Annotated in this window: 24 protein-coding genes; 15 read left to right on the forward strand and 9 right to left on the reverse strand. The window is 56.9% G+C overall.

Annotation, left to right across the window (positions count from 1 at the left end; translation table 11 throughout):
- Nucleotides 1-65: 65 nt before the first annotated feature.
- Nucleotides 66-716: a histidine phosphotransferase family protein gene (locus tag ASF69_RS02055; RefSeq protein WP_062584834.1), complete on the forward strand. Its 651-nt coding sequence runs from the start codon at nt 66-68 to the stop codon at nt 714-716.
- 69 nt (nt 717-785) lie between these two features.
- Here the strand turns inward: ASF69_RS02055 and ASF69_RS02060 are convergent, their stop codons facing one another.
- A complete protein-coding gene (locus tag ASF69_RS02060; protein ID WP_062584836.1) occupies nt 786-1,295 on the reverse strand; it encodes a GNAT family N-acetyltransferase in 510 nt (169 codons plus the stop codon).
- Nucleotides 1,296-1,413: 118 nt separating this feature from the next.
- Nucleotides 1,414-2,118 carry a cell cycle two-component system response regulator CtrA gene (gene ctrA / locus ASF69_RS02065; RefSeq protein WP_027675781.1) on the reverse strand — a complete coding sequence of 235 codons (705 nt, stop codon included), beginning with the start codon at nt 2,116-2,118 and terminating at the stop codon, nt 1,414-1,416.
- A gap of 443 nt (nt 2,119-2,561) precedes the next feature.
- Here ctrA and ASF69_RS02070 point away from each other — a divergent pair, with 443 nt between their 5' ends.
- A complete protein-coding gene (locus tag ASF69_RS02070; protein WP_062584838.1) occupies nt 2,562-2,912 on the forward strand; it encodes a flagellar export protein FliJ in 351 nt (116 codons plus the stop codon).
- Between the two features lie 382 nt (nt 2,913-3,294).
- Here ASF69_RS02070 and ASF69_RS02080 read toward each other — a convergent pair whose 3' ends face one another.
- From ASF69_RS02080 to cysQ, 3 genes are all read right to left on the reverse strand, one after another.
- Entirely contained in the window at nt 3,295-3,570 is a 276-nt protein-coding gene (locus tag ASF69_RS02080; protein WP_027675777.1) for a DUF1153 domain-containing protein, read from the reverse strand.
- Between the two features lie 333 nt (nt 3,571-3,903).
- The gene (locus ASF69_RS02085) at nt 3,904-4,944 is read right to left on the reverse strand and encodes a DUF2793 domain-containing protein (protein WP_062584843.1); all 1,041 of its coding nucleotides are present in this window, start codon (nt 4,942-4,944) and stop codon (nt 3,904-3,906) included.
- Nucleotides 4,945-5,014: 70 nt separating this feature from the next.
- Nucleotides 5,015-5,794 carry a 3'(2'),5'-bisphosphate nucleotidase CysQ gene (gene cysQ, locus ASF69_RS02090; RefSeq protein WP_062584845.1) on the reverse strand — a complete coding sequence of 260 codons (780 nt, stop codon included), beginning with the start codon at nt 5,792-5,794 and terminating at the stop codon, nt 5,015-5,017.
- Between the two features lie 344 nt (nt 5,795-6,138).
- On the opposite strand from cysQ, the gene ASF69_RS02095 reads away from it, so the two are divergent.
- The 7 genes from ASF69_RS02095 (at nt 6,139) to ASF69_RS02125 (ending at nt 12,632) form a co-directional block, all read left to right on the forward strand.
- Nucleotides 6,139-7,041 carry a branched-chain amino acid ABC transporter permease gene (locus ASF69_RS02095; protein ID WP_062584847.1) on the forward strand — a complete coding sequence of 301 codons (903 nt, stop codon included), beginning with the start codon at nt 6,139-6,141 and terminating at the stop codon, nt 7,039-7,041.
- A 4-nt stretch (nt 7,042-7,045) separates the two neighbouring features.
- Nucleotides 7,046-8,443, forward strand: coding sequence for a high-affinity branched-chain amino acid ABC transporter permease LivM (gene livM / locus ASF69_RS02100; RefSeq protein ID WP_062584849.1), 1,398 nt, complete (start codon nt 7,046-7,048; stop codon nt 8,441-8,443).
- 20 nt (nt 8,444-8,463) lie between these two features.
- Nucleotides 8,464-9,309, forward strand: coding sequence for an ABC transporter ATP-binding protein (locus tag ASF69_RS02105; RefSeq protein WP_244475365.1), 846 nt, complete (start codon nt 8,464-8,466; stop codon nt 9,307-9,309).
- Nucleotides 9,309-10,037 (forward strand): ABC transporter ATP-binding protein, encoded by a 729-nt coding sequence (locus ASF69_RS02110; protein WP_062584854.1) that lies wholly within the window; start codon nt 9,309-9,311, stop codon nt 10,035-10,037. Before ASF69_RS02105 ends, ASF69_RS02110 begins: the two co-directional genes overlap by 1 nt.
- Before the next feature lie 161 nt (nt 10,038-10,198).
- Nucleotides 10,199-10,552 (forward strand): DUF6867 family protein, encoded by a 354-nt coding sequence (locus tag ASF69_RS02115; protein ID WP_062585592.1) that lies wholly within the window; start codon nt 10,199-10,201, stop codon nt 10,550-10,552.
- 115 nt (nt 10,553-10,667) lie between these two features.
- Nucleotides 10,668-11,786, forward strand: coding sequence for a branched-chain amino acid ABC transporter substrate-binding protein (locus tag ASF69_RS02120; RefSeq protein WP_062584856.1), 1,119 nt, complete (start codon nt 10,668-10,670; stop codon nt 11,784-11,786).
- Nucleotides 11,787-11,918: 132 nt separating this feature from the next.
- Nucleotides 11,919-12,632, forward strand: coding sequence for a polysaccharide deacetylase family protein (locus ASF69_RS02125; RefSeq protein WP_062585594.1), 714 nt, complete (start codon nt 11,919-11,921; stop codon nt 12,630-12,632).
- Between the two features lie 7 nt (nt 12,633-12,639).
- Here the strand turns inward: ASF69_RS02125 and ASF69_RS02130 are convergent, their stop codons facing one another.
- Nucleotides 12,640-13,176, reverse strand: a complete 537-nt coding sequence (locus tag ASF69_RS02130; RefSeq protein WP_062584859.1) for an AAA family ATPase — start codon at nt 13,174-13,176, stop codon at nt 12,640-12,642.
- Nucleotides 13,177-13,307: 131 nt separating this feature from the next.
- Here ASF69_RS02130 and ASF69_RS02135 point away from each other — a divergent pair, with 131 nt between their 5' ends.
- The gene (locus tag ASF69_RS02135; RefSeq protein WP_062584861.1) at nt 13,308-13,538 is read left to right on the forward strand and encodes a hypothetical protein; all 231 of its coding nucleotides are present in this window, start codon (nt 13,308-13,310) and stop codon (nt 13,536-13,538) included.
- Nucleotides 13,539-13,589: 51 nt separating this feature from the next.
- On the opposite strand, the gene ASF69_RS02140 is transcribed toward ASF69_RS02135, so the two are convergent.
- The 3 genes from ASF69_RS02140 to ASF69_RS02150 all read right to left on the reverse strand — a co-directional run bounded on the left by ASF69_RS02140 (nt 13,590) and on the right by ASF69_RS02150 (nt 19,018).
- The gene (locus tag ASF69_RS02140; RefSeq protein WP_062584863.1) at nt 13,590-14,516 is read right to left on the reverse strand and encodes a DNA-binding response regulator; all 927 of its coding nucleotides are present in this window, start codon (nt 14,514-14,516) and stop codon (nt 13,590-13,592) included.
- A complete protein-coding gene (locus ASF69_RS02145) occupies nt 14,513-17,911 on the reverse strand; it encodes an ATP-binding protein (RefSeq protein WP_062584865.1) in 3,399 nt (1,132 codons plus the stop codon). The genes ASF69_RS02140 and ASF69_RS02145 overlap by 4 nt, the downstream gene beginning before the upstream one ends.
- A 72-nt stretch (nt 17,912-17,983) precedes the next feature.
- Complete coding sequence (locus ASF69_RS02150; RefSeq protein WP_062584866.1) at nt 17,984-19,018, reverse strand: glutamine synthetase beta-grasp domain-containing protein; 1,035 nt, start codon at nt 19,016-19,018, stop codon at nt 17,984-17,986.
- Nucleotides 19,019-19,504: 486 nt separating this feature from the next.
- On the opposite strand from ASF69_RS02150, the gene ASF69_RS02155 reads away from it, so the two are divergent.
- From ASF69_RS02155 to urtD, 5 genes are all read left to right on the forward strand, one after another.
- Complete coding sequence (locus tag ASF69_RS02155) at nt 19,505-19,705, forward strand: DUF2735 domain-containing protein (RefSeq protein ID WP_082469596.1); 201 nt, start codon at nt 19,505-19,507, stop codon at nt 19,703-19,705.
- Nucleotides 19,706-19,891: 186 nt separating this feature from the next.
- Nucleotides 19,892-21,181 (forward strand): urea ABC transporter substrate-binding protein, encoded by a 1,290-nt coding sequence (urtA, locus tag ASF69_RS02160; protein WP_062584868.1) that lies wholly within the window; start codon nt 19,892-19,894, stop codon nt 21,179-21,181.
- Nucleotides 21,182-21,443: 262 nt separating this feature from the next.
- Nucleotides 21,444-23,060 (forward strand): urea ABC transporter permease subunit UrtB, encoded by a 1,617-nt coding sequence (gene urtB / locus ASF69_RS02165; RefSeq protein ID WP_062584870.1) that lies wholly within the window; start codon nt 21,444-21,446, stop codon nt 23,058-23,060.
- A complete protein-coding gene (gene urtC / locus ASF69_RS02170; RefSeq protein ID WP_062584872.1) occupies nt 23,057-24,235 on the forward strand; it encodes an urea ABC transporter permease subunit UrtC in 1,179 nt (392 codons plus the stop codon). Before urtB ends, urtC begins: the two co-directional genes overlap by 4 nt.
- Before the next feature lie 11 nt (nt 24,236-24,246).
- The gene (urtD, locus tag ASF69_RS02175) at nt 24,247-25,002 is read left to right on the forward strand and encodes an urea ABC transporter ATP-binding protein UrtD (protein ID WP_062585595.1); all 756 of its coding nucleotides are present in this window, start codon (nt 24,247-24,249) and stop codon (nt 25,000-25,002) included.
- Nucleotides 25,003-25,017 lie beyond the last annotated feature (15 nt).

Genomic DNA, 25,017 nt, shown 5'->3' on the forward strand with positions numbered 1-25,017 from the left:
TATGGTGTCATTATGGCTTAATAACTTCCACACGGTCCGCGCAGCCTTGCGCAGGAGAGAATTTTATGACGAGCAAACCAAATCTGACGCTGTCCGGTCCCGATCTGGCCGCCCTGCTGTGCAGTCGCGTATGCCATGATGTGATTTCGCCAGTCGGAGCGATCAACAACGGACTGGAGCTTCTGGATGAAGGTGGCTCCGATGAGGACGCACTCGATCTGATCAGGACATCTGCGCTCAACGCTTCGGTACGGTTGAAGTTTGCCCGCCTTGCTTTTGGTGCCTCCGGTTCCGCCGGTGCTTCCATCGACACAGGCGAAGCGGAAAAGGCCGCCAAGGATTTTGCTGCAGCAGAAAAGAAGGCGGAAGTCAGCTGGACCGGTCCGCGCGCAATCGTGCCGAAAAACCGGGTCAAGTTGCTGCTTAATCTGTTTCTGGTGGCATACGCCGCCATTCCACGCGGCGGCAACGTCGATGTCGTCCTGGAAAATCCTGAAACGGATGCGCGCTTCGAAATCACCGTCAAAGGCCGCATGATGCGTGTGCCGGCCAAATTTGCGCAGCTTTCCGAAGGCACCGAGGAAGAAGCCATCGATGCCCATTCCGTTCAGCCCTATTACACGCTGCTGATGGCGCAGGAAGCGGGCATGACAATCGAATACAAGGTCCATGAGGACCGCGTCGTATTCACGGCAACGACAGTCGAGCCTGCCTGATTCGCGAGATACCAGATGCAAAAAGGGCTGCCATGAGCGGCCCTTTTTGCATGGGCTTAGGTGAGTGGCTCAGATGAGTTTTCGCTGCATGATGTCGTTCGGGTAGGCCTGATCGCCGATGCGGAAATGCGTTTGCCCGATGATCCTGAAATCGAGAGCCAGATAAAAATCACGCGCGGCGGTGTTTTCGGCATTCACCGTCAGCCACGCCGACTGGATACCCAGTTGCGCGCATCTGTCGAAACCGGCTTTGAGAAGACCTTTGCCGATACCCCGTCCGTGGTGCCTTGGCTGGACGTAGAGCGTTTTGATTTCCAGCCCGCAACATGCGTCGATGGGCGCTTCGCTATCGAGCGAAAGCCGAATAAAACCGTCGATGCCATCGGTGTTTTGCGACACGATAATATGGTCCCTGTCGCTTTCGAGAGCGCTCTGAAACCGGGCAGCCGTGAATTCGCGCAGCGCATAATCGGCGAAGAAGTTGCTGACGCCCCTCCTGAGGTAGGTGCCGACCCAGACCTCCATGGATATGGCCGCAAGGCTGGCCGCATCTGACAGGTTCGCGTCTCGGAAAGTCATGTCTGCACCTTGGCGATATGCTGATTTTGAAGGCTGTGCTTATGAAACGGTGATCAGAAAGCAAAAAAACCGCCGGAGGAGGGCGGTTTTTTCGTTAGCGGGTATGCTTGGGAGAATGTCAGGCTGTTTCGAGATACTCGGTCGCGCCATCCGGCTCGCGCAGAACGTAGCCACGGCCCCAGACCGTTTCGATGTAGTTTGCGCCACCTGCGGCATTTGCGAGTTTCTTGCGCAGTTTGCAGATGAAGACGTCGATGATCTTCAATTCGGGCTCGTCCATGCCGCCGTAAAGGTGGTTCAGGAACATTTCCTTCGTCAGCGTGGTGCCCTTGCGGAGCGAAAGCAGCTCCAGCATCTGGTATTCCTTGCCTGTGAGGTGAACGCGCTGACCGCCGACTTCGACCGTCTTTGCATCCAGGTTCACAATCAACTCGCCGGTTGCGATAACCGACTGCGCATGGCCCTTGGAGCGGCGGACGATGGCGTGAATGCGTGCAACAAGCTCATCCTTGTGGAAAGGCTTGGTCATATAGTCATCCGCGCCAAAACCGAGGCCGCGAACCTTGTCTTCAATGCCTGCCATGCCGGAGAGAATGAGAATCGGTGTCTTCACCTTGGAAAGACGAAGCGTTCTCAGTACCTCATAGCCCGACATGTCGGGCAGGTTGAGGTCAAGCAGAATGATGTCGTAATCGTAGAGCTTTCCAAGGTCCACGCCTTCCTCTCCGAGGTCGGTCGTATAGACGTTGAAACTTTCGGACTTCAACATCAGCTCGATGCTCTGAGCTGTAGCGCTGTCGTCTTCGATGAGTAGAACCCGCATAATTATCCCCTTTGCCGCCCGCGGAAGGTAATGATTGCCTTTTGCGCGATACGGATCCAGTCGTTGCCTGATTTGCAGGCTGCCACCAAATGGTTAACAAATTCTAATTGCCTTTGGCAAGGTGTGTAGAATTTATTAAATAGTGGCTCCAGCTTGCTGTTATTCAACGCGAATCCGCATCACCAAACTTGAATCCCAACGTGAACGAATCCCGCTAAGTGACTCAATCGACTCTTACATTGTCGTGCCCGCTGTTTTTCGGGCTTGGCATTTACCGACCTTTAAATGATCTGCCTTATCATTAACGATGCCCGTAAACGAAAGGTTAACGACGCCAATTTTTTATTAACGTCGGGTAACTTTTCAGAATCATTCCGGTACAGCCGGAGTGAAGGGTCGGTTCGAGTTATGACCGGGGTCTCGCTATCCACGGAGTATTGCGTATGAAGTCGCGTGACAGCCTAATTCGCCTGAAGGAATTTCAGGTCAACGAAAAACGTCGTCAATTGCAGCAATTGCAGTCGATGATGTCCGAATTCGAACGAATGGCCAAGGAGTTGGTCCATCAGATTTCTCTGGAGGAGAGCAAATCGGGAATTACCGATCCCACGCATTTCGCCTATCCAACCTTTGCGAAAGCAGCCCGGCAGCGTGCCGACAATCTGCAGGTTTCCATTCGTGAACTGAAGATGCAGGAAGAAGCCGCCGAAGCTGTTCTTGAAGAAGTGCAGGCCGAATACGAAAAAGCCGCAGCGCTGGAAAATCGTGACGTAGCGATTCGCGCACGCGCCTGATACCGGCGGAAGAAACGAATCGTCCTCATTGACGGTGGCCAGTGGATCAGGAGGCTGCTTTTAATGACGCGACGGCATGTCTTGTCGCCATCGTGATCTTTGATCTTTCCGGCGCGCTCGTTTCTCTCTGCCAAAATGCAAAAAGCCGTCCGGTCTACGGGCGGCTTTTTTATGTGTGCAGGTCGCTGGGAGATATGCCAACAGCAAAGGCGGGGACGACCGCGCGTCTAGTTCCAGCCTGACAGCCTTAAGAGTTCTAACCGCAGCATCTCAGCTTGGGCGCCATCCGTGCAAACAAAAGCGCGCCACGCATTCCCGCCTGAGCGGAAAATGGGTGACGCGTCCTCGCCGGTCACAACTTCCCTTCGAAGGGAAGAAGAAATTAGTGACGGTATTGCTGGATGCGTGTCGTACGCAGGCCTGCAAGACCGTGGTCGCTGATGGAGGACTGCCAGGAAAGGAATTCCTCTACTGTCAGCGTATAACGTTCGCAGGCTTCCTCGAGGCTCAATAGTCCTCCTCGAACCGCAGCGACAACCTCTGCCTTTCGACGGATGACCCAGCGGCGGGTATCCGCAGGGGGCAAGTCGGCAATCGTCAAAGGGCTGCCATCGGGGCCGATGACATATTTAACTCGTGGGCGTATCATTTCGGTCATTGGACACTCTACACAAACTCAAGACCATATGCAGACGCACTTTAAGACCGTACCTTTAAAAATTACCTAAGCATCCCGTGACAATTTATTAAGAATTAGAATGGTTTCGCTTGATTTGTTCGAGTTTTGCTGGATTCCTGCGGCCAAAAGAAAATTTCATTTTGTTATTTTTTCATGTCCTAAGAAGCAAATGTGCAGTTTATTCGGATTGTGTAATATTCACGGATAGTTAGCGGCCAGCATCTATCGCCTCGTCAAGACCGAAGCTTGGCGTTGTTTTGCGTTACGACCGGCCTGTCACCACAAGGCGCGATGACAGGCCGTCAGAGGAATTTACAGCATCACGAGCGAAATTTCGGTTTTTCCAGCACCATAGGCAAGCTGGCAGGTGCCGCTATGTGCAAGTGAGATGCGGTCATTTTCGTTAAATGCTGCCACGAAGCTCACCGACTGCATGCTGTTTGCCGCGGATGTGGTTCCGTTGATTGCGAGTGCACTGGTCGTGCCATTGACCCTTATGCTGACCGTGTGGCCCGAGGACGATACCACGGAAAGCGAAAGCGTGACCAGATACAGGCCGGTTGCAGGAACCTTCAGCTCCTTCAGCGTACCTGTAACGATATCTGCGAGCACGAAGTTGCCTTGCTGCAGGGTCAGATCCGTGAAGCCGGATAGGGAGCCGCTTGCATGAGACACGTTTCCGCTCGCACGTCCGGCCCGCACGACAGGGCGCTCGGGCGTCAGGACGTGGCCCTTGTCGGAAACGGCAAGGGCAGTCTTCCAGTTAGAACCATCCGGCGATGACTTAATGGCAAAGCTGTCGTTTCCGGAAAGCCCCATTTCTGCACGTCCGCTCCAACCGGATTGAAACAGCAGCGATGCGGTATCGACGGGGCTGGACTTATTGACCTTTATCTGGTGTCCGCCGCCGGTGGAGGCGGCGGTAAACAGGCTGGCGGGCGAGGAAACGATCAATCGGTTGGCGCTATCGGGCGTGGCATCTATGCCCAACTGCCGAAAGGAGGCGGTGGCGGGCAGGGGGGCGTCTTGCCACTGGCCGTTATAGAGAACCTTCATCCGGGAGCTGTCGACAAACCAGGCGCGCCAACCTTCTGCTGGCGTGAGGTAGCTCCATGTCAGATCCTGCCAGAATGCCAGCTGGCCAGCCTTTTGTGCCCAGATGTCCGTCGGGTTGGCGGCGATCAGAAAGCAATCGCCATCCGCCAGCGCCTGCGGCGGTGTGGCCAACTCGCCCTGGATCACAAGCTGGGTGACCGCGTCGAGCTTCTGCAGTGCCTCATTGTGGGTGACGTGCTTCTGCGCCTGTGAGGGCAGAATATAGGGTAGTCCGAGTCTCGATGTCTGTTCACTCATGGTTCAATCTCCGTTGCGTGGAAGATTGTGAGGCCAGATCAGAGGGTGTGAATGAAATGCTGAAATTTTTTTAAGGCGCAGCGCCCCATGCGATGAAATCTGGGTTTGCCAGCCGGTCACCATCGCCCGCGTGGTCGTGAAGTTCATAGCGCAGTGGCATGCCCGCCATATCCAGTGTGACGCCTCCGGCAGCGCGCAGAACGGCATCGCCGGCAGCTGTGTCCCACATCATCGTGCGGCTGAAGCGGGGGTAAACATCTGCTGCCCCCTCGGCGACCATGCAGAATTTCAGCGACGAGCCGATCGAAATGCTGTCGATCAGGCCATGCTCGGCCACAAAGGCCTCTGTTTTGGGCGTACAGTGGGAACGGCTTATGACGGCAATGGGTATCGTCGGCTTTGCGCGACACCTGACCTTGCGGGCATCCGTCTGCATGAAGTCATCGGAAATGTGAACCTTGCAGGCGATATCACCATCACCTGTCCAGAGCACCTTCAGTGCCGGAGCATAGACCACGCCCATGACCGGGACACCATCACGCACAAGAGCGATATTGACGGTGAAATCCTGCTTGCCGGAAATGAATTCCTTTGTGCCGTCAAGAGGATCCACCAGAAAGAATTCGTCACCGGCGTCGGGCACGATGCCGTTTGCTGCAGCCTCTTCGGCAATGACCGGAATTGTGGGAAAGTGGCTTGCCAGGGCTTCAAGGATGATGGTTTCGGCTCTCTGGTCTGCCTCGGTGACCGGCGAACAATCGTTCTTGTAGGTGACGTGAGGCCCTGCCGAGTGAACCGCCATGATTTCCCGGCCTGCCTTCAAGGTCGCCGCAGTCAAAATGTCGAGCATGGAGGTCCCTTTGCCGGTCGTGCTTTCTCAGCGACACGACATACGCTCTTGAGCGCCGCATGACAACGCGAGCAATCTGATGGACGAAATATATCTCAGCATAGTGCTTCAACGCGCCGTGCAAGCTGCTTTTTACGGCAGGATCTGCCAAAAATATGGTCGTTATGTGCCTTGCTTCGGCATTCGATGGGGAAATCCTAAATAATAAGCTGTTTTACAGATTTTTGACTTCACATTTCTTTCGAACGCGATATGGGTTTTAACCAAGGGGGACAGAAAATGCAGCCCCCGGCATCAACATAAAACGAGACCTGTTCCGTTGAGAGTGGGTCCGGGGGAAAGATATGGAGTACTTTATCCAGCAGCTCATAAACGGGCTGACTCTTGGATCGATCTATGGCCTTATCGCTATTGGCTATACGATGGTTTACGGCATTATCGGCATGATAAACTTCGCCCATGGCGATATATTCATGCTTGGCGGCTTTGCCGCATTGATCGTCTTCCTTATTCTTACATCGTTCTTTGCAGGCATTCCCGTCGTCATCCTTCTTCTGGTGATGATGGTGGTTGCAATGCTGATGACCGGCCTGTGGAACTGGGCCATCGAGCGCGTGGCATATCGGCCGTTGCGCGGTTCGTTCCGGCTCGCGCCATTGATTACCGCCATCGGTATGTCGATTGCCCTGTCCAACTTCATTCAGGTAACGCAGGGCCCACGCAACAAGCCGATCCCGGCGCTTGTTACTGATGTCTACCATTTCGGCGCCATCACCATCTCTCTCAAGCAGTTGCTGATCGTCGTCATCACCTCCGTGCTTCTGTTTGCCTTCTGGTACATCGTCAACAAGACGCCGCTTGGCCGCGCCCAGCGTGCGACCGAGCAGGACCGCAAGATGGCCGCCCTTTTGGGTGTGGATGTGGATCGCACGATTTCCATCACCTTCGTCATGGGTGCTGCACTGGCTGCCGTGGCGGGTACCATGTACCTCATGTATTACGGCGTCGCCTCCTTCAACGATGGCTTCATTCCAGGCGTCAAGGCGTTTACGGCAGCCGTTCTGGGCGGCATCGGGTCGCTTCCGGGCGCAGTGCTGGGTGGCCTGCTCATCGGCCTTATCGAGAGCCTGTGGTCAGCCTATTTCTCCATCGCCTACAAGGATGTCGCAGCCTTCGGAATCCTGGCATTCGTGTTGATTTTCAAGCCGACCGGTATTCTGGGCCGTCCGGAAGTCGAGAAGGTTTGATATCATGGCGAACATTGCTTCCGAAAATGGATCATCCGATTCGAACCTCATGGCGCAAGCTGTAAAAGAGGGTCTCTTTGCGGGCGTCGTCTCGCTGGGAATGTTCATTCTCTACGTCGGTGTCGTGACCTATCAGGACATCAACAACCAGCTGATCTGGGGCACGCGCTGGGGCCTTCTGGCGATCTTCGTTGGAATCGCAGCCATTGGCCGGTTTCTGGTCGTCGGCTTCATCCGTCCGCATCTCAATCGCCGCAAGCTGGCGAAAGCGAAGTCGGGCGTGCTGGAGATTTCCGAAGAGAAGGGCTTTTTTCATAAGCACTTCCTGAAGATTGCCCTCGTTTTCCTGCTGATCTATCCCGCAATCGCCGTCGGTCTCTTCGGTTATCAGGGCTCCCTCAAGCTGGTCGACAACTTCGGGATCCAGATCCTGATTTATGTGATGCTGGCCTGGGGTCTGAACATCGTGGTCGGCCTCGCCGGTCTGCTGGACCTCGGCTATGTCGCCTTCTACGCCGTCGGTGCCTATTCCTATGCACTGCTGTCCAGTTACTTTGGCCTGTCTTTCTGGGTGCTGTTGCCAATGGCCGGCATATTGGCGGCTTTCTGGGGCATCATCCTTGGTTTCCCGGTCCTGCGTCTGCGCGGTGACTACCTTGCCATCGTCACGCTTGCCTTCGGTGAGATCATCCGCCTCGTCCTGCTCAACTGGACCGAGGTGACAAAGGGAACCTTCGGTATCTCCGGCATCGCCAAGGCATCCGTCTTCGGCATCTGGTCTTTCGATGTCGGCGCGCCCAACAATTTCGCCAAGGCTTTCGGCTTGTCGATGTCGTCGGCCTATTACAAGATCTTCCTCTTCTATGTCATTCTGCTGCTATGCATGTTGACCGCCTACGTGACGATCAAGCTGCGCCGCATGCCGATTGGTCGCGCATGGGAAGCGTTGCGCGAAGATGAAATCGCCTGCCGTTCGCTCGGTATCGACACCGTCAAGACCAAGCTGACCGCCTTTGCGACCGGTGCCATGTTCGGTGGCTTTGCGGGCTCCTTCTTTGCCGCACGTCAGGGATTCGTCTCGCCAGAAAGCTTCGTCTTCCTGGAATCGGCCGTCATTCTCGCTATCGTCGTTCTCGGCGGCATGGGATCTCTGACGGGTATCGCCATCGCCGCCGTCGTCATGGTCGGCGGCACCGAGCTGCTGCGCGAGATGGAATTCCTCAAGCACGTCTTCGGCAATGACTTCACGCCGGAACTTTACCGCATGCTGCTGTTCGGTCTGGCGATGGTCATCGTCATGCTGTTCAAACCGCGCGGTTTCGTCGGTTCGCGTGAACCAACGGCCTTCCTGAAAGAACGCAAGTCGGTCTCCGGCACCTTCACCAAGGAAGGTCACGGCTGATGGCTTCCGGAAACATTGCAATGACAAAAGACACCATTCTCAAGGTCGAGCATCTCTCCATGAAGTTCGGCGGCCTGATGGCCATCAACGACTTCTCCTTCGAGGCTCGTCGCGGCGAAATCACCGCGCTGATCGGACCGAACGGAGCTGGCAAAACGACCGTGTTCAACTGCATCACCGGCTTTTACAAGCCGACGATGGGCATGATCACCATGCGGCGCAAGACGGGCGAGGAGCATCTCCTCGAGCGTCTGCCCGATTTCGAGATCACTAAAAAAGCCAAGGTTGCGCGCACTTTCCAGAACATCCGGCTGTTTTCCGGCCTGACTGTTCTGGAAAATCTTCTGGTTGCCCAGCACAACACGCTGATGAAGGCATCGGGTTACACGATCCTGGGGCTCCTGGGATTGCCGACCTACAGCAAGGCTGCCGGTGCGGCGATCGAAAAGGCCAAATACTGGCTGGACAAGGCAGAGCTGACCGATCGTGCAGACGATCCGGCTGGCGATCTTCCCTACGGCGCGCAACGTCGTCTGGAAATTGCCCGCGCCATGTGCACCGAGCCGGAATTGCTGTGCCTGGACGAGCCTGCTGCGGGTCTCAACCCGAAGGAATCGCTGGCGCTCAACAATCTTTTGCGCGGCATCCGGGCCGAGGGCACGTCATTGCTTCTCATCGAACACGACATGTCCGTCGTCATGGAGATTTCGGATCACGTCGTGGTGCTGGAATATGGCCAGAAGATTTCCGATGGAACGCCTGATCACGTGAAGAACGACCCCAAGGTCATCGCCGCCTATCTCGGTGTCGAAGATGATGAAGTGGAAGAAGTGATTGCAGAAGAACTCGGCGGGGGGACGGTCTGATGTCCGGTGAACCCCTTCTCAAAGTCCAGAATGTCGAAACCTATTATGGCAACATTCGTGCGTTGGCCGGTGTCGATGTCGTCGTCAACCGCGGCGAAATCGTCAGCCTTATCGGCGCCAATGGTGCGGGCAAGTCAACCCTGATGATGACGATCTGCGGCAGCCCGCAGGCGCGAACCGGCTCGGTGATTTTCGATGGCGAAGACATTACGAAAATTCCGACACACCTGATCGCCCGACGCCGCATCGCACAGTCTCCTGAGGGACGTCGCATCTTCCCGCGCATGACCGTTCTGGAAAACCTCCAGATGGGCGCCAATCTCGACAATCTCAAGCACTTCAAAGAGGACGTCGAAAAGATCTTTACGATGTTCCCTCGTCTGAAAGAGCGGCAGAGCCAGCGCGGCGGCACGCTTTCGGGTGGCGAGCAGCAGATGTTGTCCATCGGCCGTGCGCTGATGTCGCGGCCGAAGCTGCTGTTGCTGGATGAGCCTTCGCTTGGTCTCGCGCCGCTGATCGTCAAGGGCATTTTTGAGGCGATCAAGACCCTCAACAAGGAGGAAGGTCTAACCGTGTTCCTCGTGGAGCAGAACGCCTTCGCGGCCTTGAAGCTTTCCGACCGTGCTTATGTGATGGTCAACGGCAAGGTCACGATGAGCGGGTCGGGCAAGGAGCTTCTGGCCAATCCGGAAGTGCGCGCAGCCTATCTCGAAGGCGGTCGCCACTGAGACTCTCCGCGTCCGCCTCGCGGGTGCGGATCGATACGGCCCCCGGTGTTTCTGGCATCGGCACGGGCAAAAGACATAACAATAATGCCGGCCGGGAAACGGCGGGCGAGAAACAAAGGCAGGTCTGCGGCAAATTGCCAAGGGCGCTGATGGGGAAAAAGATGCAGGGACTTTTTTTCGAAAGTGACAGCGGTGTTCGCTACGTGCTGCGCGGACTGGTTGTTCTTCTCGGTTTCTGGACGGCATGGCGGACCGGAAAGTCGGTTGCCGACAGCTGGGACGAATATCCGCGTGTGGTTATCTACACGCTTCTCCTGGGTGTTGTGATGCGCTTTCTGCACCATGCGCTCTTTGCAGGGCCCATGCTGGACGGCTTCTACTACCTGATGGACGTGGTCGTTCTGCTGGCTTTTGCGACGGTTGGTTTCCGCATGAGACGCACCAGCCAGATGGTCAATAACTACTATTGGCTCTACGACCGAACTTCATCATTTTCTTATAAGAAGAAAGATTGACAGCGGCGTTTTTCTGAATTCAGAATGCCCGCATGAGTGGAACAGCCTGAGCAGTTAAGGTGGGTGCTGAGCAGGCAGGGATAATCAACCCAACCATGGAACTGGGAGTAATATAATGAAGAAGTCTCTTCTTTCCGCAGTTGCGCTGACCGCAATGGTCGCCTTCAGTGGTTCTGCCTGGGCTGACATTCTTGTCGGCGTTGGCGGCCCGCTGACCGGCCCGAATGCGGCTTTCGGCGCACAGCTCCAGAAGGGTGCTGAGCAGGCTGCGGCAGACATCAACGCTGCCGGCGGCATCAACGGTGAACAGATCAAGATCGTACTCGGCGACGACGTATCCGACCCGAAGCAGGGCATCTCGGTTGCCAACAAGTTCGTTGCTGACGGCGTCAAGTTTGTCGTCGGTCACTTCAACTCCGGCGTTTCCATTCCTGCCTCCGAAGTCTACGCTGAAAACGGCATTCTCGAAATCACGCCAGCGGCGACCAACCCGGTCTTCACCGAACGCGGCCTGTGGAACACATTCCGCACCTGTGGCCGTGATGACCAGCAGGGCGGCATTGCCGGCAAGTATCTTGCCGACAACTTCAAGGATGCCAAGGTTGCCATCATTCATGACAAGACACCTTACGGACAGGGTCTTGCCGATGAAACCAAGAAGGCTGCAAACGCTGCAGGCGTCAAGGAAGCCATCTACGAAGGCGTAAACGTCGGCGACAAGGACTTCTCGGCCCTCATCGCGAAGATGAAGGAAGCTGGCGTATCGGTCATCTATTGGGGTGGTCTCCACACCGAAGCTGGCCTCATCATCCGCCAGGCTGCCGACCAGGGTCTGAAGGCCAAGCTCGTTTCCGGTGACGGCATCGTTTCCAACGAACTTGCCTCCATCGCTGGCGACGCGGTTGAAGGCACGCTGAACACCTTCGGTCCTGATCCAACCATCAACCCTGCCAACAAGGATCTGGTTGCCAAGTTCAAGGCTGCTGGCTTCAACCCTGAAGCTTACACGCTTTACTCCTACGCTGCCGTACAGACCATCGCTGCTGCTGCAAAGGACGCAGGCTCGCTCGATCCTGAAGCCGTTGCTGCCGCCATGAAGAAGGGCAAGTTCTCCACCGTTCTCGGCGAACTCTCCTTCGACGAAAAGGGCGACCCGAAGCTTCCAGGCTACGTCATGTACGAGTGGAAGAAGGGCCCGGACGGCAAGTACAGCTACTTCCAGCAGGGCATGTAATCCCCGCGAAATGGACGATGAGGAGCCCGGCAGAGATGCCGGGCTTTTTCTTGGCCCCTGAGCAGGTGCCACAATACTGCCAACAAAGCCCGCAACAAATGACCATCGATCATGCAATCAAAGGTGGCATTCATGTTCTGGCGTTATGCCGCTGCCCTCATTGTTGTCATTCTCCTGTCCGTCGGCTTGTTCGGCCTTCATCTCTATAGCAAATCCCGCACATCCCAGTTGTTCGGCGAGATGGTCGCAAGGGTTGAGACCGCCAGGCCACTTGTCGCTCTGACGCTTGATGATGGACCATCGGCACGCTTTACCAATGATGTCCTGGCAATCCTTAGGGAGAGAGATGCCAAGGCAACCTTTTTTCTCACTGGGAAGGAGGCGGGTGAAAATCTGGCGCAGACGAGGATGATCGTCAATGCGGGCCATGAGATCGGCAACCATTCCTATAGCCATGCGAACATGGCCTTCATGGGCCCCGCCAGCGTCAAGGACGAGGTGGAGCGTACCGATGCGGCCATCCGTGCCGCAGGCTATGAGGGCGAGATCCTGTTTCGCCCGCCCTTCGGCAAGAAACTTGTGAGCCTGCCCTGGTATCTTTCGCAGCATGGCAGAAAGACAATCATGTGGGATGTGGAGCCGGAATCCTATCCCGACCTCGCCGGTAACCCCGAGGTCCTTGCCAAACACGTCATCGATCACGCGAAGAGCGGCTCGATCATTCTGTTGCATGTGATGTATCGCAGCCGTGATGTATCGCGTCAGGCCCTGCCGCTGATCATAGACGGATTGCGCCAGAAAGGCTTGGAATTGGTGACCGTATCGCAGCTGCTTCAGGCGCGCTGATCCTGGCTCAGCCCAGCATTTCCAGTATCAGATTCGCACGCTCGCTGACACTGACTTTCGGAAGCACCACGGGGTCATAGGAAAGAGCATGGTAATCGCGGAGCAACCGTTCGTACTCCGCAAGGGCGGCGCTGAAATCATGCTGACGCTCTCCATCGGAGACATAGATTTCAGGCCATGGCGGTGTCAGGAAGACGCGGCTGTTGTAGCGGTGGCTGTTCTTCAACTCATGAAGCAGCCCGTCTGCGGCCACAGCGTGTAGGGCAGAGGCTGCGTCCACCAAGCCCCGATCAAAAAACACCCAGCCTGTCGCAGGCGCATTTTCGCGATCTCCAAGGGACATGGCGACGGCGCGACGGGCAAATGCTTCCATATCGATCCAGGGAAGGGCCGTACCCTGACCTGACGTTTCCTGCCTGACGATGCGACGACCGGGCTCCTCGACGGTTGCATGACCGCGCCTGGAAAGCTCTGCCAGAAGGGTGGATTTGCCACCACCCGAGCAGCCGGAAAGGATGACCAGATTGTCTGCCCTGTGTCTCATATCCAGCCTCCTATACTATTGTACGCCAAGTGCTTTTTGAGCGTGGCAATATTACGCAGGATTAATATTTGGAGTTGGAACCCTTGGCGAGATCACGCGTTTGTCAGCAACCCAAACAAAAGGTCTCATCCATGAAAACCATCCTCATCTCTTCCCTCATCGCCGTTTCTTCCTTCTTCACCTTTTCCGCGCCATCCTACGCTGAAACCGTAACGGTCACCACGACGCAGAAGGTACGTACGCCTATGCGCGAAGAGTACCGCCCGCGCCACCACCGCGTTGCCCGCGATTGCTTTGTCAAGAAGGTGCGCACGCATCATCACGGTCGCGTGGTCGTGAAGGAAACGCGTATCTGCCGCTAAAACCGGCATTTCGTAATGAAAAAGGCGGGCGCTGTTTATGCGCCCGTTTTTTTATGTGTCGTGCAGGATATGCGCTGCCTTCACGGCTGCTGAGGCGCGGTTTTCCACGCCGAGCTTGACGTATATCTGCTCCAGATGCTTGTTGACCGTTCTTGCGGACAGCCCGAGAATATCGGCGATATCCCGGTTGGCCTTTCCCTTTGCAATCCACAGCAGCACTTCGGATTCGCGCACGGTGAGGGCAAAATGTTGCCGCAGCAGCGCGTCGGCTGACTTGTCGCTGGCAGCTGTCAGACGAAACAGATGCTCGTCTGGCCCCATCGCGCCGAGAAACGTCAGTTGCAACATCGCCCCGTCCGCCGGCTGTATCGTCAGCGGTGCATCGCGAAGTGCATCATTGCCGCGGTCTGCCAGCCATTTTGAAATATGGACAGAGACCATATCAAGCCCGTCATCGCGACCGGTTGCGGCATTGACCAGCCGCGTTGCCTGCGGCGTGGACCAGTGAATGGCGCCATTGGCGCGCACCGCCAGCAAATGTCGGCCTGCTGCGTCCAATGCGACCCGTGCGCTTTGGGCTGACCGGGCATTGGAGAGGTGAACGCGAATACGGGCGCGCAGCTCGTCGATATTGATCGGTTTGGTCAGGTAGTCGACGCCACCGGAGCCAAGTGCCCTGACCACATGTTCGGTTTCCGTCAGCCCCGTCATGAAAATGACAGGGACCTGCGTGATCGCCGCATTGGATTTCAGCCGGATGCAGGTTTCAAATCCATCCATGGCGGGCATGACGGCATCCAGCAGGATGATGTCGGGGGTGATGCGTTCGGCAATGTTGAGGGCAGACTGGCCCGACGTTGCGATCAGGACGGAAAAGCCGGACTGCTCAAGCGCATCAGTCAGAAAGCCCAGCGCATCCGGGCTGTCATCCACCAGAAGCACGATATCTTTCGCCAGCGCGGCAGACGGTACGCTCATGGCTGACTGTCCTTTTTGATGGTGTCCGGGCTATCGAACTGGCTGAGAAAATCTGCGTAGCCCGCCATGTCGAATACCTGGACATAGGTGCTCAGCTTTTCCGTAAAGGCAAGGTTTTTCGGGGTGTTGGCGAGATCGGCCAGTTTTGCCTCGATGCCCCTTATATAACCGATTTCGCCCAATTGGCGCAAATCCTTGACGTGGGATGGCCCCGGTGAGGTCATTTCTGCCGTCGGGTTTTTGGCCGGCACGACGACATCGGTATCATAGACCCATGTCAGGCCAAGATGGACCGCCAGCTTGTCGCACAGCTGGCGGATATCGACAGGCTTTGCAATTGTGTCGTTGTGGTTGTCCTCGCCCGCACCGGCAATGGAGCCATCGCCGATATTGGCAGAAAGCATGATCAGCGGCGCGGTCTGGCCCGCCTCGCGCAGTTTTGTGACAAGTTGCCAGCCACTCATGCCGGGCATGGAAATGTCGATGAGGAAAAGGTCCGGCTTGACGCCCTCGATCAGAGCCAGGCAATCCGGTCCGCCCTGCGCGGTCAGCACGACGAAATCGAGCGGGCTCAGAACCTCCCGCATCAGTTCACGATGGTCCTCATTGTCATCGACAACGACGATGGTCCTGCGCGGGCCGGAATAGGACACGATGGTCTTTTGCGGTGCCGGTGCCGTGCTGGGACGGTCCACAGCAGACAACATCAGCCGTATCTTGAAGGTGGAGCCCTTGTCCTTTTCACTGACAACGGAGATTTCACCGCCCAGTGTGTTGGTCAGTAGCTGGGTGATGGTGAGCCCGAGGCCCAGCCCTGGCATGGGGCGTATGCTTTCGGCCTCGCCGCGCTGAAACGGTTCGTAGATCCGGCTCAGATCCTTTTCGGCAATGCCGCGTCCGGTATCGGAAATGGTGAAGGTCGCGACCTGACTGCGATAGGCCACATCGAAACGAACTTCGCCTGCATCGGTAAACTTGATGGCGTTTGACAGAAGATTGACGAGAATTTGCCGCAGGCGCTTTTCATCAGTGCGGACATATTGTGGAAGCGCTCGCGTGCGGGTGTGCTTCAGCTCCAGCCCCTTTGCCTGCGCCTGCGGACGGAAGAGATCGAGGATCTGGTCGAGAAAATCCTGAATGTTGATTTCGTTGGAATAGACCTGCAGACGGCCTGCCTCGATCTTGGATATGTCCAGCAGCCCGTCGATGAGCCCGGAGAGGTGATCGGCGGAGCGTCGGATGACCTTGATTGCCGATTGGCGGGGCTGCGGGATGGTGTCGTCACGCTCCAGAATCTGGGCGTAGCCGAGGACGGCATTGAGCGGCGTTCGCAATTCATGGCTGAGACCGACGACATAGCGGCTCTTTGCGCGGTTGGCAGCTTCCGCCGTGTCCTTGGCGTGCTGCAGCGCCGCATCGGTCTTCTTATGCGCGGCGATTTCCTTCAAAAGAAGCGTGTTCTGGCGTGAGGATTCCTCTTCCGCCACCACCCGGCTGTCATGGGCGAGAACCAGAAACCAACAGACGATACCCGCTATCACGGCGAAGACGAAGAAGACCGCGAGGATGGTGCGATTGACCACATCCACCGTGGCGGGGGAGGCAGCCCCCACCTGATGGGCGATCAGCGCCAGCGTTGCCCCAAGCACGATGATGGCAAGTGCCGCCGACATGGCGTAACGGCCAAGCCGTGTCGCCAGCCTGGCTACGAGGTCATCCGGGAGAAAGGAGCGGGCAACGGTTGCCACCTGGTAGTTCAGCTTTGCCTTGGGTTTGCACATATCGTGGCAGCGGCTGTCCAGCGAGCAGCAGAGGGAACAGATGGGCGCGGCATAGGCCGGGCACCATGCCATGTCCTCGGGTTCGAAGGGATGTTCGCAGATGGAGCAGGTGATGCTGATTTCCTGTGCCCATTTTTGCCGTGGCTTGCGGGCCAGATAGAATTTTCCCTTTGTGCCCCAGGCGATCAACGGAGAGACGGTGAAGGCAACGAGCAAGGTCAGATAGGGTGCGAGCGAGGCGGCGATGGCACCGAACATGCCGAAATGTGCCGTAAGCGCGATTGTTGCGGCCAGCGTCATGGTGCCAACGCCAACCGGGTTGATATCGTAGAGATGCGCCCGCTTGAATTCGATGCCGGGTGGCGCAAGGCCGAGCGGCTTGTTGATGAAAAGATCAGCCGAGATGGTGCAGAGCCACGCCATGGCGATGATGGAGAAGATGCCCAGCGTTTCTTCCAGCAGCCGGTAGATGCCGAGTTCCATCAGCAGCAGCGCAATCAGCACGTTGAATACCAGCCAGACGACACGGCCCGGGTGGCTGTGGGTGAGGCGGGAGAAGAAATTCGACCATGCCAGCGACCCGGCATAGGCATTCATGACGTTGATCTTCAGCTGCGAGACGACGACAAAGGCGACCATCAGCAGCAGGGCGGCGTTTTCATTGGGTATCATGTAGCCAAAGGCCGTCAGATACATCTGCGAGGGATCGGCTGCGCGATCTACCGGCACGCCTGAGCTGAAGGTCAGGACGACAAGGAACGACCCCGCCAGAAGCTTGGGCACACCGACGAGGACCCAGCCCGCACCGGCGAGAAATACGGCAAAGCGATGCCTAAGCTTCAGCTTTCCCTCGGCTGGCAGAAAGCGAAGGAAATCCACCTGCTCGCCGATCTGCGACATCAGCGCCAGTATGACGGCAGAGGCCGCGCCAAATTGGACCAGATTGAAATCAGCCATCGTCCCCGCAGGACCGGACGCGTGGTGAATCCCGGCAAAGGCGCGCCACAGATCGAACTTCTCCCAATCCAGAAAAGCGATGAAGATGAAGGGCAGGATGTTGAGCACGATCCAGAAGGGCTGGGTGATGATCTGGAACCGGCTGATGAGCCTAACACCATGGGTAACCAGCGGAATGACCATGACGGCGGAAATGATGTAGCCGATCCATAGGGGTATGCCGAGTGCCAGTTCCAGTGCGCCGGACATGATGGATGCCTCAATGGCAAACAGCATGAAGGTGAAGGCGGCGTAGATCAGCGATGTGATGGTGGAGCCGATATAACCGAAGCTTGCGCCGCGGGTCAGAAGGTCGATATCGACGCCGTAGCGGATGGCATAGCGGCTGATCGGCACGCCGACAGCCAGCATGACGGCGGAGGCGACGAGAATGGCGAGAAACGCGTTGGTTGTGCCGTAAGAGAGGGTGATGGCGCCGCCGATGGCTTCCAGCGCAAGAAAAGAGATGGCGCCGATGGCGGTGTGGGAAATGCGGCTGGACGAGAACTGTCGGGCGCTCTTGGCTGTGAAGCGCAGCGCGTAATCTTCAAGCGTCTGGTTGGCGACCCAGCGATTATATTCGCGCCTGACGGGGATGATGCGTTGCCGTGCGGCCATGCGTGGTTTCCATAGCCTCGTCGCGGGATAGAAAAATGGCGTCGCCCGGATCGAGCGACGCCATCGGTATTATCAGGCAGCAGCCGACTGCGAGAGCGGCACTTCCGAGATCGTCTTCAGAACAACAGAAGCGATTTGGTATGGGCAGCCCTGGCTGTTCGGACGACGGTCTTCAAGGTAACCCTTGTAGCCGTTGTTGACGAAGGAATGTGGAACGCGGATTGATGCGCCACGGTCAGCAATGCCGTAGGAGAACTTGTTCCAAGGAGCGGTTTCGTGCTTGCCGGTCAGACGCAGATGGTTGTCTGGGCCGTAAACGTCGATGTGCTCTTTCCAGTTCTTTTCGAAGGCAGCCATGAGCGCTTCGAAATACTCCTTGCCGCCAACTTCGCGCATGAACTTGGTGGAGAAGTTGCAGTGCATGCCAGAGCCGTTCCAGTCGGTATCGCCGAGTGGCTTGCAATGGAATTCGACGTCGATGCCGTACTTTTCGCAAAGGCGCAGAAGCAGGTAACGCGCGATCCAGATCTGGTCGGCAGCGCTCTTGGAGCCCTTGCCGAACACCTGGAATTCCCACTGACCCTTGGCCACTTCGGCATTGATGCCTTCGTGGTTGATGCCTGCTTCTAGGCAGAGGTCGAGATGCTCTTCAACGATTTCGCGAGCGATGGAGCCGACATTCTTGTAGCCGACGCCTGTGTAATATGGACCCTGTGGAGCGGGGTAGCCCTGCTCAGGGAAGCCGAGCGGACGGCCATCTTCGTAGAAGAAGTATTCCTGCTCGAAGCCGAACCATGCACCTTCGTCGTCGAGAATGGTCGCGCGGCTGTTGGATGGATGCGGTGTCACGCCATCCGGCATCATGACTTCACACATGACGAGCGCGCCATTTGTGCGGGCCGGGTCAGGATAGATCGCGACGGGCTTGAGAACGCAATCGGAGCTGTGGCCTTCGGCCTGCTGCGTGGAGGAGCCGTCAAAGCCCCAGAGTGGCAGCTGCTCGAGCGTTGGGAATTCATCGAATTCCTTGATCTGGGTCTTGCCGCGCAGGTTTGCTACCGGCTTGTAACCATCCAGCCAGATGTACTCGAGTTTGAACTTAGTCATTACGAACCTCTCATAGGTTAAGATGCGAAGCCTTGATATTCCCTTTGCGAACAAACAGCCCTGTGAACTGCCCTCGCTTTCAAGTGCTGTCCCTTTAGAAGCATTCCCCGTGCCAGTTTGGCGTGGCAACGACCGGGCGCCGTCTTTTTTTCAAGCGAATGGGTGATTTGAGGTCAGAAATATCGGAAATGTCGCGAGGTGCATTTTTGAAAAACCTAAGCATTTCCGATGCTTTTGGCAGGGCATAGACAATTTTTGGTCAAAAATGATGCCGTTTCTTTTCGGAAACGTATTTTTCATGCGAAAATTTCGGAGTTTCGCTCGATATCTGCATAAAGACTGTTCTTTGCACCATGAAGATTATATGACGCCTAAAAAATAGGCGTTGTGATATTTTTTTAATCAGGAGGGGTGTTTTTCGGCGTATTTGGGCGTATATTTGGGTTGAGGCAACAATGCTGGCTATTCAACGAGAGAGTGAATGTCATGAGAAGTGAACCGCATTTGGAGAGTGCCACAATCTATCAATTCCCTGTCGGTGGCCGTGCAGGCTTCAAAGGCATGCGCAATGTGACCGTAACGACCGGCCAGTCGATCTCCACGCCCAAGACGCATGTCGATTTCGACAGCTGGTATCATCAGCAAGCCATTCTCGACACCTGCGATCCGGACAAGCCACACAACTGAGTGCGGCATCGCGGCGGTTGGTAGTCTGCCCAAATCAATAGTGAACAAGCTGGCGTTCCTGTTTCGCCACCCCACCTACGTCAATTGACGTATACGGTTTTGCGGATGCGAGACCGATAGTCCCCTCCAGCAGCGGTAAAATAATCGCTGAGCCCATAGAGGCTGAACAGGAGAGGGGTCCTTCCGATGACTTTCAAGAACATGCTTTCTGGCGCTTTGCTCGGTGCCATCTTGTCTACCACAGCATTCCACGGTGCGTTTGCCGCTGACGATACAATCAAGGTCGGCGTTCTGCATTCCTTGTCCGGCACCATGGCGATTTCCGAGACAACTCTGAAAGACGCGATGTTGATGCTGATCGAGGAGCAGAACAAGAAGGGCGGCGTTCTCGGCAAGAAGCTCGAAGCCGTTGTTGTCGATCCGGCCTCCGACTGGCCGCTCTTTGCGGAAAAGGCTCGCCAGCTGATCAGCCAAGATAAGGTCGCAGCCGTCTTCGGTTGCTGGACATCGTCCTCGCGCAAATCCGTTCTGCCTGTCTTTGAAGAGCTGAACTCCATCCTCTTCTATCCCGTGCAGTATGAGGGCGAAGAATCCTCGCGCAACATCTTCTATACCGGTGCAGCCCCCAACCAGCAGGCCATTCCCGCTGTCGATTACCTTGCCAGCACCGAAGGCGTCGAGCGCTGGGTTCTGGCGGGTACGGACTATGTCTACCCGCAGACAACCAACAAGATCCTGAAAGCCTACCTGATGTCGAAGGGCGTCAAGGAAGAGGACATCATGATCAACTACACGCCATTCGGCCATTCCGACTGGCAGACCATCGTCTCCGACATCAAGAAATTCGGCTCTGCCGGCAAGAAGACCGCTGTCGTTTCCACCATCAACGGTGACGCCAACGTTCCCTTCTATAAGGAACTGGCAAACCAGGGCGTGAAGGCGGAAGACATTCCAGTCGTCGCCTTCTCCGTGGGTGAAGAAGAGCTTGCGGGCCTCGATACCGGCCCGCTGGTCGGCCACCTGGCCGCCTGGAACTACTTCCAGTCTGTCGACAGCCCTGTGAATGCCGAGTTCATTAAGGAATGGCACGCTTTCACCAAGAACGACAAGCGCGTGACGAATGACCCGATGGAAGCCGCCTATATTGGCTTCAACGCTTGGGTCAAGGCGGTGGAAGCTGCTGGCACGACGGAGACCGACAAGGTTCTGGATACGATCATCGGCGTTTCCGTGCCAAACCTCTCGGGCGGCTATTCGACCGTCATGCCGAACCACCACATCACCAAGCCGGTTCTGATTGGCGAAATCCAGTCTGACGGTCAGTTCGAAATCGTGCAGCAGACCGCGCAGGTCGTCGGCGACGAATGGTCGGATTACCTGCCTGACTCCAAGGACCTGATCTCCGATTGGCGCAAGCCCATGGAGTGCGGCAACTTCAACGTCGCCTCGGGCAAATGCGGTGGCAAGGGCATGTAATGTCGCCTCTCGACCCCTCTCCGTAACGGGGAGGGGTCTACCATCCTGACTGACATGACCTCCTCACTCTCCGTTATCCTCGGGCTCGACCCGAGGATCTATCAACGGCAACCGCGTTCTCTCGGAGATGATGGAACACACCGCAGCGGCAGCAGATCCTCGGGTCAAGCCCGAGGATGACGATGGAGAGGCAGAGGGGCTGTCCACTCCCGCGTCACCATAGGCACTGATGCATCGCCGTCTCGTATATTGGGGAACTGACATGACGATCCGATTTCTTCTTCGAGCCATGTGTCTGTGGCTGGCGCTCGGCATCGCTGCTCCATCCTTTGCCCAGCAGAGTGATCCTAAAGCGCTCGTCGACGCGCTTGGCACGGCGGACTTCAAGGAGGCCGAGACGTTGACGGGCCAGATTGCAGCGTCCGGCGATCCACGTGTGGTTCCTGCGCTCGAAGCCTTTGCGGAAGGCGATCTCTATGTCCGCAAATCCGACAATCGCGTTTTCATGACAAAGGCAGCTGGCGCCAATTTCACGCTTGTCGATCCCCTGACAGGCGAGAGCGCGGGTGAGGCACCGAAAGCCGCGGTTACCAAGATCCGCGTCAACAACAACCTGCGCCGTGTTATTCGTGCCGCTCTGGGTGGCTTGACATTGCTCAGCCCTGACAAATCTGTTCGCCTGGCTGCCGCCGATGCCGTGTTGAAAGCACCGAGCGCGGAAAACCTGCAATTGCTGGAAGCGGCACTCGCCAAGGAAACCGACAGCCAGGTGCGCACGCGTATGGAAGAAGCGCGGGCCGTCTCCGTGCTGGCGTCAGATCGATCCGTCGATGAAAAGCGCGCTGCTATAGAGACCATCAAAAGCCTGGGTGGGCGTGGTGGTGTCAGCATTCTCATGGCAGCCGGCAATGTAACCGATGCCAGCTTGAAACCCGATATCGATGCTGCCATTGCCTATATTGAAAGCACGCTGGCTCTTTGGGATGCCGCGCAGAACATCTGGTATGGCCTGTCTCTCGGCTCCGTGCTTCTGCTGGCCGCCATCGGCCTAGCCATTACCTTCGGCGTCATGGGCATCATCAACATGGCCCATGGTGAGATGGTGATGATCGGTGCCTATTCCACCTTCATGGTGCAGGAGGTGATCCGCGCCAACTACCCCGGCCTGTTCGACTGGTCGCTGGCGATTGCGCTGCCCGTCGCCTTTCTGGTCACCGGTGCGGTCGGTCTTGTCATGGAGCGCGGGGTTATCCGCTTTCTCTATGGGCGTCCGCTCGAAACGCTGCTCGCGACATGGGGCATTTCTCTCATCCTGCAGCAGGGCGTGCGTTCCATCTTCGGGCCAACCAACCGCGAAGTTGGCAATCCGAGCTGGATGTCCGGATCGTTCAGCGTCGGCTACCTCAACTTCACCTGGAACCGCGTCTGGATTGTCTGTTTCTCGCTCTCGGTATTCTTTGCCCTTCTGCTTTTGCTGAAGCGTTCCGCCTTCGGTCTGCAAATGCGGGCGGTGACGCAGAACAGGCGCATGGCGTCTTCCATGGGTATTCGCACGCCCTGGGTTGATGCTTTCACCTTCGCGCTCGGCTCCGGCGTTGCCGGGCTGGCGGGTGTGGCGCTCTCGCAGATCGATAACGTGTCTCCCAATCTCGGCCAGTCCTACATCATCGACAGCTTCATGGTCGTGGTGTTCGGCGGGGTCGGCAATCTCTGGGGAACCTTTGTCGGCGCGCTGACGCTCGGCGTGCTCAACAAGTTCCTGGAGCCGACCGTCGGTGCTGTCCTTGGCAAGATCCTGGTTCTCGTTCTCATCATCCTGTTCATCCAGAAGCGGCCGCGCGGTCTCTTCGCACTCAAGGGAAGGGCGATTGAAGCATGATTACCGGCTTCCTCCTTCGGGCGCTCGACCGCCGGATCCTCATCGCCATCGGCATCATCCTTGCCGTCGCGGTCCTCGTGCCTGCTTCCAACCTGCTGCTTCCCGCAGACAGCCCATTTCGCATCCCCACCTATATCATGTCGATGCTCGGCAAGTATCTGGCCTATGCCATTCTGGCGCTGGCGCTCGATCTCGTCTGGGGCTATTGCGGCATTCTTTCGCTTGGCCATGCCGCCTTCTTTGCGCTCGGTGGCTATGCCATGGGCATGTATCTGATGCGCCAGATCGGCACGCGGGGCACCTATGGCCATCCGATCCTTCCCGACTTCATGGTGTTTCTGAACTGGAAGGAACTGCCGTGGTTCTGGCATGGCTTCGACATGTTCTGGTTTGCCATGCTGATGGTTCTTGTCGTGCCGGGCCTGCTTGCCTTCGTCTTCGGCTGGTTCGCCTTTCGCTCCCGCGTCAACGGCGTCTATCTCTCCATCATCACGCAGGCCATGACCTATGCGCTGCTGCTGGCCTTCTTCCGCAATGATATGGGCTTTGGCGGCAATAACGGCCTGACGGATTTCAAGGATATTCTTGGCTTTTCCGTGCAGGCGGATGGCACGCGCGCCGTACTGTTTGCCATGACAGCCATCATGCTGGCGCTCTGCCTGCTGATAGCCTCGGGCATCGTCAACTCCAAGTTTGGCAAGGTGCTGGTGGGTGTGCGGGATGCGGAAAGTCGCGTGCGCTTCCTCGGCTTCCGGGTCGAGAACATCAAGCTTTTCACCTTTGTCGTCTCGGCCATGATGGCCGGTATCGCAGGTGCCTTGTTCGTGCCGCAGGTGGGCATCATCAATCCCGGCGAGTTTTCTCCCGCCAACTCAATCGAAGTCGTGGTGTGGACCGCTGTCGGCGGGCGCGGAACCCTGATCGGGCCGATCCTTGGCGCGGTGCTGGTCAATGGTGGCAAGAGCTACTTTACCGGCGCATTCCCGGAATTCTGGCTCTTTGCGCTGGGTGGTCTTTTCATTGCCGTGACGCTGTTCTTCCCGAAGGGCATTGTCGGCACCGTCCAGCATTATCTTGCAGGCCGCCGGGAAAAGCGGGTGGAAGAGGCCAAGGACAAGGTGCGCCGGACCGAAAATGACGATGCCGTCAAGGCGGCGCAACAGGCTGCGGAGTAGCGCCCATGAACATGATCTCCGAAAAAAGAGCCAAAAGCCTGCTCTATCTGGACGGCGTCTCCGTGTCCTTCGATGGCTTCAAGGCTTTGAATTCCCTGTCCTTCGTGGTCGAGCCGGGTGAGCTTCGCGCCATCATTGGCCCCAACGGGGCGGGTAAGACCACGATGATGGATATCATCACCGGCAAGACCCGGCCCAACAGCGGCACGGTGCTGTTCGAAGACAGCATCGACCTGACAAAAAAGGACGAGGCCGATATCGCGCAGTTGGGCATTGGCCGGAAGTTCCAGAAGCCGACGGTGTTTGAGAGCCACACGGTCTGGGACAATCTGGAACTGGCGCTCAACCGCAAGCGCGGCGTCTTCGCAACGCTGTTCTATCGCCTGACTGAAGACGACAAGACCCGTATCGAGGAGATCTTGGCCACGGTTCGTCTTAGCCACCGCCGAAATGATCTTGCCGCCAATCTGTCCCATGGGCAGAAACAGTGGCTTGAGATCGGGATGCTGCTGGCACAGGAGCCAAAGCTCCTGCTGGTCGATGAGCCCGTGGCGGGAATGACGGATGCAGAAACGGCAGAAACTGCGGTGCTGCTGAAGGAAATCGCCAAGACCCGCTCCGTGGTGGTCGTGGAGCATGACATGGGCTTCATCCGCGACCTCGGCGTCAAGGTGACGTGTCTGGCGGAAGGATCTGTGCTTGCCGAAGGGTCGATCGATTTCGTGTCCAGCGATCCAAAGGTCATCGAAAATTATCTGGGGCGCTAGGTTCGCTGCACGGCG

The sequence above is a fragment of the Rhizobium sp. Leaf311 genome, assembly GCF_001423445.1.
GTDB lineage: Bacteria > Pseudomonadota > Alphaproteobacteria > Rhizobiales > Rhizobiaceae > Agrobacterium.

Coding starts and splice junctions, on each gene's coding strand:
- ASF69_RS02055 (WP_062584834.1), top strand. CDS start 66: ATGACGAGCAAACCAAATCTGACGCTGTCCGGTCCCGATCTGGCCGCC.
- ASF69_RS02060 (WP_062584836.1), bottom strand. CDS start 1,295: ATGACTTTCCGAGACGCGAACCTGTCAGATGCGGCCAGCCTTGCGGCC.
- ctrA (WP_027675781.1), bottom strand. CDS start 2,118: ATGCGGGTTCTACTCATCGAAGACGACAGCGCTACAGCTCAGAGCATC.
- ASF69_RS02070 (WP_062584838.1), top strand. CDS start 2,562: ATGAAGTCGCGTGACAGCCTAATTCGCCTGAAGGAATTTCAGGTCAAC.
- ASF69_RS02080 (WP_027675777.1), bottom strand. CDS start 3,570: ATGACCGAAATGATACGCCCACGAGTTAAATATGTCATCGGCCCCGAT.
- ASF69_RS02085 (WP_062584843.1), bottom strand. CDS start 4,944: ATGAGTGAACAGACATCGAGACTCGGACTACCCTATATTCTGCCCTCA.
- cysQ (WP_062584845.1), bottom strand. CDS start 5,794: ATGCTCGACATTTTGACTGCGGCGACCTTGAAGGCAGGCCGGGAAATC.
- ASF69_RS02095 (WP_062584847.1), top strand. CDS start 6,139: ATGGAGTACTTTATCCAGCAGCTCATAAACGGGCTGACTCTTGGATCG.
- livM (WP_062584849.1), top strand. CDS start 7,046: ATGGCGAACATTGCTTCCGAAAATGGATCATCCGATTCGAACCTCATG.
- ASF69_RS02105 (WP_244475365.1), top strand. CDS start 8,464: ATGACAAAAGACACCATTCTCAAGGTCGAGCATCTCTCCATGAAGTTC.
- ASF69_RS02110 (WP_062584854.1), top strand. CDS start 9,309: ATGTCCGGTGAACCCCTTCTCAAAGTCCAGAATGTCGAAACCTATTAT.
- ASF69_RS02115 (WP_062585592.1), top strand. CDS start 10,199: ATGCAGGGACTTTTTTTCGAAAGTGACAGCGGTGTTCGCTACGTGCTG.
- ASF69_RS02120 (WP_062584856.1), top strand. CDS start 10,668: ATGAAGAAGTCTCTTCTTTCCGCAGTTGCGCTGACCGCAATGGTCGCC.
- ASF69_RS02125 (WP_062585594.1), top strand. CDS start 11,919: ATGTTCTGGCGTTATGCCGCTGCCCTCATTGTTGTCATTCTCCTGTCC.
- ASF69_RS02130 (WP_062584859.1), bottom strand. CDS start 13,176: ATGAGACACAGGGCAGACAATCTGGTCATCCTTTCCGGCTGCTCGGGT.
- ASF69_RS02135 (WP_062584861.1), top strand. CDS start 13,308: ATGAAAACCATCCTCATCTCTTCCCTCATCGCCGTTTCTTCCTTCTTC.
- ASF69_RS02140 (WP_062584863.1), bottom strand. CDS start 14,516: ATGAGCGTACCGTCTGCCGCGCTGGCGAAAGATATCGTGCTTCTGGTG.
- ASF69_RS02145 (WP_062584865.1), bottom strand. CDS start 17,911: ATGGCCGCACGGCAACGCATCATCCCCGTCAGGCGCGAATATAATCGC.
- ASF69_RS02150 (WP_062584866.1), bottom strand. CDS start 19,018: ATGACTAAGTTCAAACTCGAGTACATCTGGCTGGATGGTTACAAGCCG.
- ASF69_RS02155 (WP_082469596.1), top strand. CDS start 19,505: ATGAGAAGTGAACCGCATTTGGAGAGTGCCACAATCTATCAATTCCCT.
- urtA (WP_062584868.1), top strand. CDS start 19,892: ATGACTTTCAAGAACATGCTTTCTGGCGCTTTGCTCGGTGCCATCTTG.
- urtB (WP_062584870.1), top strand. CDS start 21,444: ATGACGATCCGATTTCTTCTTCGAGCCATGTGTCTGTGGCTGGCGCTC.
- urtC (WP_062584872.1), top strand. CDS start 23,057: ATGATTACCGGCTTCCTCCTTCGGGCGCTCGACCGCCGGATCCTCATC.
- urtD (WP_062585595.1), top strand. CDS start 24,247: ATGATCTCCGAAAAAAGAGCCAAAAGCCTGCTCTATCTGGACGGCGTC.